The organism is Streptomyces alkaliphilus, from assembly GCF_014141535.1.
Classification (GTDB): domain Bacteria; phylum Actinomycetota; class Actinomycetes; order Streptomycetales; family Streptomycetaceae; genus Streptomyces; species Streptomyces alkaliphilus.
Genome location: NZ_VKHT01000247.1, coordinates 1 through 5,842, shown reverse-complemented (window position 1 = coordinate 5,842; position 5,842 = coordinate 1). Strand labels below are relative to the sequence as shown.

The 5,842-nt window shown below is 72.9% G+C and carries 4 protein-coding genes and 1 pseudogene; 1 reads left to right on the top strand and 4 read right to left on the bottom strand.

Features of this window, described 5'->3' with window-relative positions; all coding sequences use genetic code 11:
* Positions 1 to 48: 48 nt before the first annotated feature.
* The 3 genes and pseudogenes from FNQ90_RS10360 to FNQ90_RS10350 all read right to left on the bottom strand — a co-directional run bounded on the left by FNQ90_RS10360 (position 49) and on the right by FNQ90_RS10350 (position 4,298).
* Positions 49 to 1,319, bottom strand: a pseudogene (locus FNQ90_RS10360) (ATP-grasp domain-containing protein).
* Between the two features lie 260 nt (positions 1,320 to 1,579).
* Entirely contained in the window at positions 1,580 to 3,550 is a 1,971-nt protein-coding gene (locus FNQ90_RS10355; RefSeq protein WP_182606103.1) for an endo-1,4-beta-xylanase, read from the bottom strand.
* A gap of 247 nt (positions 3,551 to 3,797) precedes the next feature.
* Positions 3,798 to 4,298 (bottom strand): NUDIX domain-containing protein, encoded by a 501-nt coding sequence (locus tag FNQ90_RS10350; protein ID WP_323379869.1) that lies wholly within the window; start codon positions 4,296 to 4,298, stop codon positions 3,798 to 3,800.
* Between the two features lie 342 nt (positions 4,299 to 4,640).
* On the opposite strand from FNQ90_RS10350, the gene FNQ90_RS10345 reads away from it, so the two are divergent.
* Positions 4,641 to 5,405: a class I SAM-dependent methyltransferase gene (locus FNQ90_RS10345; RefSeq protein WP_182606101.1), complete on the top strand. Its 765-nt coding sequence runs from the start codon at positions 4,641 to 4,643 to the stop codon at positions 5,403 to 5,405.
* Here the strand turns inward: FNQ90_RS10345 and FNQ90_RS10340 are convergent.
* Positions 5,380 to 5,842 (bottom strand): dihydrodipicolinate synthase family protein (locus FNQ90_RS10340; protein WP_182606100.1); only part of this gene is annotated, 463 nt, incomplete at its 5' end. The two genes, FNQ90_RS10345 and FNQ90_RS10340, sit on opposite strands and share 26 nt — an antisense overlap.

Here is a 5,842-nt window from a genome sequence, read left to right as displayed (position 1 = left end):
GGAGATGTGTATCAGAGACAGGGGTTTTGGTGGGGGTTCCGGTGGGCGTCATGCGAGGACCTCCCGGGCCTCGGCCCAGCGGGGCCCGAGTACCGACAACGCCTTCTCCGCCCGGGGGCGGGCGTCACCCGGGTCCGGGGAGGTGACCATCACATGGCCGAGGTAGTCGTTGTTGCTGAGGGCTGGACGGGTGCGGCGGCCGGGTGCGGCGAGGTCGATCTCCCGCACACCGGGCATCCCGGCCGCTTCCCTGGTGCCGTCGAAACCGGCCAGTTCCCCGGCCCGTTCGGGCAGGAGGAAGGCGATGGCGGCGCTGCCGACCCCGGTGTCGCGGGGGGTGAGGTCCGGTACCCGCCCCATGGCGACCTCCACCGCCGCCGCGGGCAGGTCGATGCCGGTGACGTGGCGGACCAGTTCGGTGATCCGGTTGCCGGCCGGGCGGGGGTTGACCTCCACCACCCGGGGCCCCCGGGGGTGAGCCTGATCTCGGTGTGGGCCACCACCTCGTCCAGGCCCAGGGCGGTGAGGGCGGCGACCGCCGTGTCGACGGCCTCGCGCAGAACGTCGGGGGGCGAGGCGGCGGGGAACATGTGGCCGGTCTCGATGAAGGCGGGGGCGCCGGCGACGCTCTTGTCGGTGACTCCCACGACGTGGTGGAGGCCGCCCCCGGAGACCGTCTCGACACTGACCTCGGGGCCGGTCAGGAGCTCCTCCAGCAGGACGGCGGGGGAACGCCGTTGACCCCGGGCGTTGACGGGGAAACCGGCCAACTCCCGGTGTGCGGCGAGCAGCCCGTCCTCGTCGTCGACCCGCCGCACGTACATGCCCGCGCACAGATCGGTCGGTTTGAGGACGAGGGGGAAGCCCATCCCCGCCGCCGCGTCCAGGAGTTCGGCGCGATCGTGACAGACGGCGTGACGAGGGCCGGGGACGCCCGCGTCCACGAGGATCCGGCGGGTGAGGTCCTTGCGGCAGGCGGCCTCGACGGCTTCCGGGGCGGGGCCGGGCAGGCCGAGGTGGGCGGAGAGGCGGGCGACGGTCGGTAAGTAGTAGTCGCAGGAGGAGATCACGCCGTCGAAGCCCAGTACCGCGTGCAGGCGTTCGACGTGTTCCGTCAGGGCGAGGGTGTCGTTGGTCTCGGTGGTGAGGATGTTCCGCGCGGCGAGCAGGGGGTGCGGCTCCGGGGGACGCGCGGCACGCAGGTAGTGGTGCAGGTCACGGGTGAGGAGGGTGAAGCGGTGTCCCGCCTCTCCGATGGCTCTGGGCAGCAACGCGCTCATCGAACCGACCCAGCTCTCGACCATCAGCAGATGTCCCATTGGTCCGTCCTTCGCGTGGCATGGGCACGACCGCAAGGAGATTAATGGTTATCGTTTTCATTGTCACCCGTCGGTTCACCCATCGGAACCGCGTGGGCTCACGCGGCCGGGGTTCCCTCCCCGGCGCGCGCTCCGGCTCGAACCACGAGTCGCGCCACGCCCCCCGCCCCGATCCGGTTGGAGGGCACGCGACACGGAGACGCCCGCCCCGCCGGTGACGCAGGCGGGGCGGGCACTTCCCCGAAAGGGGCGCGGTCCGGCTATGCCTCCGGGGCGAGGAGGAGACAGGCCCGGTCGTCGAGGGTGAAGAAGGTGGGCTCGGCCGGCCCCCCGTTCCCGGAGGCCCCGGACCGGGAACCCAGGTAACCGAGGGACACCGAGGCCCGGGGCGGGATGACGGCGTTCCAGGAGGCGTCACCCACCGTGACGCGGGGCCCCCGGTGGGCGAGGGTGCCGTTCCACAGGTGGTCGACCCGCTCGCCCCGGCCCATGGTCCACCCCAGGGCCCAGCCGTCGATCGTCCGGGAGCCGGTGTTGAGCACCGTGATCTCGGCACGGAAACCACCCGGCCAGCGGTCGGTGACCAGGTGGTCCACCAGACAGCCCCCCGACGGGCCGATGCCCCCCTCCCAGCCGGGGTCCACGATCGCCCAGTAGGCCGCTTTCGCCCGCAGCCGCTCATCGAACAGCAGCGGGGCGTCCTTGCGGTCCAGGGGCCCGCCGTCGAGCCAGGTGTCGTCGTCCGCCAGCCCCCAGACGGTGACGGAGGCGATGTGCTCGGAGTACGAGCGGAAGAGGTCGAACATCCGACGGTACTGCCGGGCCTGTGCCTCCAGCCGCTCGGCCGGCACCACGGGGAAGACCTGGTCGGCGGCGGTGTACACGGAGACGTCCAGTTCGGTGATCTCCTGGTCCACCCCCAGCGGGATGAACCGCTCCAGCATGGCCCGCGCCTCGGCGACCGAGGGCCACTCGATGTTGATGTGCGTCTGGTGGCCCACCCCGTGGACGGGCACGCCCTCCTCCAGCAGCAGTGCCACCAGTTCGTACAGCGCCTCGCGCTTGGCGGGGACGTTGGTGTTGTAGTCGTTGATGACCAGACGGGCGTCGGGGGCCACCTCGTGCGCGACGCGGAACGCGGTGCGGATGTAGTCCAGGCCGGTGATCTCGTACCAGGGGCTGCGGCGCATCCCGTCCGGCCGGTTCTCGTCGATGACCTCGTTGACCACGTCCCAGGTGCCGATCCGGTCTCCGTAGCGGCCGACGACCTCCCTGATGTGCGTCTCCAGGCGTTCCAGGAGCAGGGTCTTGTTCTCCGGCGTCGGGGTCATCGGTTCGCCGTCGGCGTCGGTGAACACCCAGGGCGGGGTCTGCTCGTGCCACACCAGGGTGTGGCCGCGCACGGCCATGCCCCGTTCGGCGGCGAAGTCGAGGATCGGGTCGGCGTCGGTGAAACGGAAGACACCCTCGGCCGGCTGGGTGGCGTCCCACTTCAGGGCGTTGCCCGGGGTGAGGGAGGAGTGGTGCCGGGCGAGGAGTTCGGCGCGTTCGCCGTGGATGTCGGCGGGGCTCACCGCCGCCCCGATCGGGAACTCCGGGAGGGCGTCCCGCAGGGCGGGGATGTCCCGCTGGATGGGCGGCACGGGGATCCGGGTGACGAGGACGTCGTCGATCCGGAAGGAGGGTGTGCCCGCGGCCGTCTCGATGTAGAGGGCGGAGTACTCGGTGGCGACGGTGGGGGTGTGGGTGCCGGTGAGTTCCACCCACGCGTCCGGGCCGACGGTGACGGAGCCCAGGGTGTGGTACGAGGTCGTGCCGTCCACCCGGCGTTCGAGGCTGAGCCTCGCGGTGTCGGTCGCGGCTCCGTCGGCGAGTCGCACCCACAGGGAGACGGTGTACGCCACGCCCCGTTCCAGGATGTGGTCCACCCGCAGGGCCGGCCCCTCCCAGCCGGCGGAACGGTCGGTGACGGCGAGCCCGTACGCGCCGGTGCGGGCGGCGTCCCCGTCGACGGCCAGCGTCTCCCCGCCCCGCGCGGTCCACCCCTGGGGGGTGCCGTCCTCGAAGTCGGAGGCGAGGACCGTGACGGGGAGGGCGAGATCGGGTTCGGCCGCCTCGGCGGCGGAACCCGCCACGGGGGCGAACACCCCCAGAAGGAGGGTGACAACGAGAACGCAGGCGGCGAGCGGGAGGGAACGTTCCCTGCTCGCCGGTGCGGGGGACGCGCGCATCCGGGATCCTTCCTGCCGACGGCCGACGGCCGACGGAACGGTGGTGGGGGACGGCGTTCTGGATGGCACCGGAAACGCCCCACGACATGTGGGAGCGCTCCCATGCGGTGTGGATGGTAGCGCCGCCACCGGTGAGCGGGAAGGCCTCCGGCACGCCCCCGCAGGACTCACGGGGATCGGGGCAGCCGGGGACGGGATGCCGGGCTCGAGAACGCCCGGCTCGGGGAACCGCCGGGAGCGGCCCGCCTCACCGACCCGGCGGTGTCGCCCGTTCCGGTCCCCCGGGTCCGCCCGTCCCCTCCAGCGCGAGCGCGATCAACTCGCGGTGGATCGGCTGCACCCCATCCGGCAGCTCGTCCGGCGCACACCACCGGGCCTCGAGGATCTCCGTGCGCTCCGGCTTCAGGGTGCCCCCCACGAGGAAAGCCTCATAGGCCACCTCCGCGCGCAGGCGGTAACCACTGCGCAGCCACAACAACCGGCCGGCCCGCACCTCCAGGGTGGTCTCCTCGCGCACCTCCCGCTCCACCGTGGCACCGAACTCCTCGCCCCGTACCGCGTAGCCGGAGGGCAGCCCCCACTGTCGGTCCTCGGGCCACATGCGATGACGCAGCAGCAGGAACCGTCCCCGGTCGTCCCGCACCACCCCGGTCACCCCGATCATGAACGTGGCGTTCGCCAACCACAGCAGGCGCCACTGCACCGAACCCCGGGTACCGCGCCACAGCCGGGCCGCGATCCGTCGCACCACGAGCCGCTCCGCTCTCCTCCATCGGGTCCCCGACTCCCCCGGTCGGGCACGGCGCACCCGGCGTCGCGTTTCCGACCCTATGCCCGAGGGCGGGCCTACACGCGCACGCCGGGCCGGCGGTACGGAAGGGGGCGCCCACCGGGCAGCCATCCCCCGCCGCATGCCTCGCCGCACGCTCCCCGTCGGCCGCGCCGACCCCGCCGGCCGCGCCGGACCGTGCGGGGTGATCGGATCCGTTGTCCGTACCGCGTCCGCGCGGCCTACGATGCGGGCGGACACCGGTGCGCCGCCCGCCGGGGCCGACAGTCCCTTCCCTCCGGCGGTGGAGAGCACACCATCATGAGCGCGCCCGACGGTTCCCCGAACCCCCATCCCCGCATGTACGGCGACCTGGCCCGTTGGTGGCCACTGATCTCCCCGGTGGAGGTCTACGAGGGCGACGCCCGCACGGCCTCCGGGCTGTTCGCCGCCGCCGAGGGCCCGGTGCGGACGGTGCTGGAACTGGGCAGCGGCGGCGGACACACCGCTTTCCATCTGCGCTCCCGGTACGCCATGACCCTGGTGGACCTCGCCGAGGACATGCTGACGGTCTCCCGCGCCCTCAACCCGGGGGTGGAACACCTGCGCGGCGACATGCGGGAGCTCCGCCTGGAACGGACCTTCGACGCCGTGCTGGTGCACGACGCGATCGACTACATGACCACCGAGGAGGAGTTGGCTGCGGCCTTCCGGACTGCTTACCTGCACTGTCGCCCCGGAGGCGTGGCCGTCTTCTTCCCCGACCACCTCACCGAGACGTACGAGCCGCGCACCGACTGGGGCGGGGAGGACGCGGCGGACGGGCGCGGGGTCCGGTACCTGGAGTGGGGACTGCCGGTGGAACCCGGTGCCCACACCGTGCGGACCGAGTACACCTTCACCCTGCGGGAGACCGACGGCACCGTGCGCACGGCCCACGATACGCACGTCACCGGGCTCTTCCCCGCCGCCACCTGGACCCGCCTGTTGCGGGGTACGGGCTTCGAGGTCTCGACCGCGACGGAGTCGGGCACCGAGGGCGAACCGACCCGCACCCTGTTCATCGGCCACCGACCGGCGGGGTGAGTGCGGTGCCCGGGGGCGATCCACCGGCCGTGACCGCACGGCCGGGGACATCGAGGTGTTCCACCGCCGCGAGCAGTCGCCCGGTGGTCTCCACCGCTTGCCGGGAGGCCGGCACCACCGGTACCAGGGCCGCCCCGACACCCGGACGGTCGGCGAGGTCCGCCAGTGCGCGCTCGACCGTCCGGGTGTCGCCGCCCCCGACTCCAACCGTCAGGAGCGCGTCGTGCTCCCGGGCGACCCGCGCGCAGACATCGAGCACGGTGGCCCGTTCGGCGGGATCGGGGGAGGTCGGTTCCCCCGTGGTGCCGAGCGCGACGAGGCCGCGGGCGCCCTCCTCCAGGAGTTCGTGGCCGAGGGTTTCCAGGGCTGATGCGTCGGGACGCCCCTCGCTGTCGAAGGGGGTGACGAGGGGGGCGTGGAGGCCGGTCGGCGGGAGG

Bases quoted from the DNA above. Each gene is read 5' to 3' on its own strand.
- FNQ90_RS10355 (WP_182606103.1), bottom strand. From the start codon at position 3,550: ATGCGCGCGTCCCCCGCACCGGCGAGCAGGGAACGTTCCCTCCCGCTC.
- FNQ90_RS10345 (WP_182606101.1), top strand. From the start codon at position 4,641: ATGAGCGCGCCCGACGGTTCCCCGAACCCCCATCCCCGCATGTACGGC.